The organism is Falsiroseomonas sp. RANM36, from assembly GCF_056682175.1.
Genome location: NZ_JBWXTD010000003.1, coordinates 72,053 through 74,355 on the forward strand (window position 1 = coordinate 72,053; position 2,303 = coordinate 74,355).

The window sequence follows — 2,303 nt, forward strand, 5'->3', positions numbered from 1 at the left end:
GGGCTTGCGGGCCGCGGGGCGGGGGGGGGGGGGGGGGCGGGCCGTGGGGGGCCAGGGGCGCCGGGGGCGCCTGCGCGACGGCCGGCGCGATGGCGCCGCCGGCGGCTTCCGCGCCCTCGGCGGAGAGCTCCGCCGCCTTGCCCAGGCCGACCGCCACGACGCGGCTCCAGGGGCCGATGGCGTAGAGCGTCGTGGCCTGGCCCGTGCGGCCCGTGACGCCGGCCGCCGCCCGCGCGCGGGAGAGCCGGCCGCCGCTCGCGTCCTCGGCCTCCCGCGCCAGGCCGGCGGGCGGATCGCCTTCGGTCATGCAGAGCACCAGCGCCCCGCCGCGCGGCAGGGCAGGCTTCACGAAGGCGATGTCGGGCATGCGCGGGCGATTCCGTGTCTTTTGTCTGGAGGCAGCCTATCACCGGGCGTGGCGGTGCGGGCAAGCGGGAGCGGCTTGGCGGGGCGTGCCGCGGCGTGTAAGGCGCCCGGCATGGATGACCGGGCGCTCCTCGAACTCGCCGCGGGTCTCGCGCGCCGCGCCGCCGCGGCCATCATGGCCGTGCGCGCAGGCGGCGTCGCGGTGGAGCGCAAGCGCGACTTCTCGCCCGTCACCGCCGCCGACCGCCTGGCCGAGGCGCTGATCGTCGAAGGCCTGCGGGAGGCCGCGCCGGGCATCCCGGTGGTGGCGGAGGAGGAGGTGGAGGCCGGCCATGTCGCGACGCCCGGCGACCGCTTCTGGCTCGTGGACCCGCTGGACGGCACCCGCGAATTCGCCGAGGGGACCGACAGCTTCGCCGTCTGCATCGGCCTGGTGGCGGCGGGGCGGCCGCTGCTCGGCGCCGTCGCCCTGCCCGCCACCGGCGAGCTTTTTGGCGGCATCGTGGGTTCGGGCGCCTGGAAGGAACGCGGCGGCGAACGCACGAAGATCGCCGCGCGGCGTGTGCCGGCGGAGGGGCCGGTGGTGATGGCCAGCCGCCACTACGCGAAGGATTCGCGCATCGCCGACTTCGCGCGGGCGCAGCGCGCGCAGCGCATCGTGAACATCGGGAGCGCCGAGAAATTCTGCCGGCTGGCGGAGGGCAGCGCCGATCTCTATCCGCGCTTCGGCCCGACCATGGAATGGGACACCGCCGCGCCCGAAGCCGTGCTGCGCGCCGCGGGCGGCGAGGTGGCGGCGTGGGACGGCACGCCGATGCGCTACGGCAAGCCCGGCTGGGCCAACCCGCCCTTCCTGGCGCGCGGCGCCGCATGACCCGCCTGATCACCGATGTCGCCGAGGCCGCCGCGCTGCTCCGCGCCGGCGAGCTCGTCGCCTTCCCGACCGAGACGGTCTATGGCCTCGGCGCCGATGCGCTGGATGGCCGCGCCGTCGCCGCCATCTTCGAGGCCAAGGGCCGCCCCCATTTCAACCCCCTGATCTGTCATTTTTGGACGGCTGCCGCGGCCTTCGACTCCGAGGTCGTCGCCGATGAGCGGGCGCGCGAACTGGCGGCGCGCTTCTGGCCCGGCCCGCTGACGCTGGTGCTGTCGCGGCGCGAGACCTGCCGGGTGGACCTGCTCGCCGGCGCCGGGCTCGACACGCTGGCGGTGCGGGTGCCGGACCATCCGCTCGCGCTCGACTTGCTGCGCCGCGTGGATCGGCCGGTGGCCGCGCCCTCGGCCAATCGTTCCGGCGGCGTGAGCCCGACCACCGCCGCGCATGTGCTCGAAGGCCTCGGCGGGCGGATCGCCGCGGTGCTGGATGGCGGCCCCTGCGCCGTCGGCGTGGAGAGCACCGTGCTCGACCTCTCGGGCGCCGGCGCGGCGCTGCTGCGGCCCGGCGGCGGGCCGGGGGAGGAGATCGAGGCCGCGATCGGCCCGGGCGGCCGCCCCGGGCCGCCTGGCGCCGCCGCGGCGACGCGGAGCCTCCGCAGTCCGGGGATGCTGCTTTCGCACTATGCGCCGTCGCTGCCGGTCCGCCTCGACGCCCGGCGGGTTGCGGCCACCGAGGCGCTGCTCGCCTTCGGCCCCGCGCCGCGGCCCGGCGCCGGCGCGCTGTGGAACCTCTCGCCCGGCGGCGCCATGCGGGAAGCGGCGTCGCGGCTTTTCGCCGGGCTGCGCTGGCTGGACGCGGCCGGCCGCCGCCTTGGTCTCTCGTCCATCGCCGCGATGCCGGTGCCGCGGACCGGCCTCGGCGCCGCGATCAACGACCGGCTGGAACGGGCCGCGGCGCCGCGGGGTTGACGGCGCCGGTCCCGCCCCGCCGCGATTGCCGCAGGCCCCCCGGCCCCCGGCGCGGCGCCGCAGCGCCCGCGGCCCGGGCCGGCGCCCCCATG

Annotated in this window: 3 protein-coding genes; 2 read left to right on the forward strand and 1 reads right to left on the reverse strand. The window is 78.0% G+C overall.

Going from position 1 to position 2,303, the window contains the following annotated elements:
* On the reverse strand, window positions 1-367 hold a 367-nt coding region (locus AC1MIR_RS05280), incomplete at its 3' end, for a M17 family peptidase N-terminal domain-containing protein (RefSeq protein ID WP_480027139.1).
* 111 nt (window positions 368-478) lie between these two features.
* Between AC1MIR_RS05280 and cysQ the strand changes: the two genes are divergently transcribed.
* Window positions 479-1,240 carry a 3'(2'),5'-bisphosphate nucleotidase CysQ gene (cysQ, locus tag AC1MIR_RS05285; RefSeq protein WP_480027140.1) on the forward strand — a complete coding sequence of 254 codons (762 nt, stop codon included), beginning with the start codon at window positions 479-481 and terminating at the stop codon, window positions 1,238-1,240.
* Window positions 1,237-2,211, forward strand: a complete 975-nt coding sequence (locus AC1MIR_RS05290; RefSeq protein ID WP_480027141.1) for an L-threonylcarbamoyladenylate synthase — start codon at window positions 1,237-1,239, stop codon at window positions 2,209-2,211. The genes cysQ and AC1MIR_RS05290 overlap by 4 nt, the downstream gene beginning before the upstream one ends.
* The last annotated feature ends 92 nt before the right edge of the window (window positions 2,212-2,303 follow it).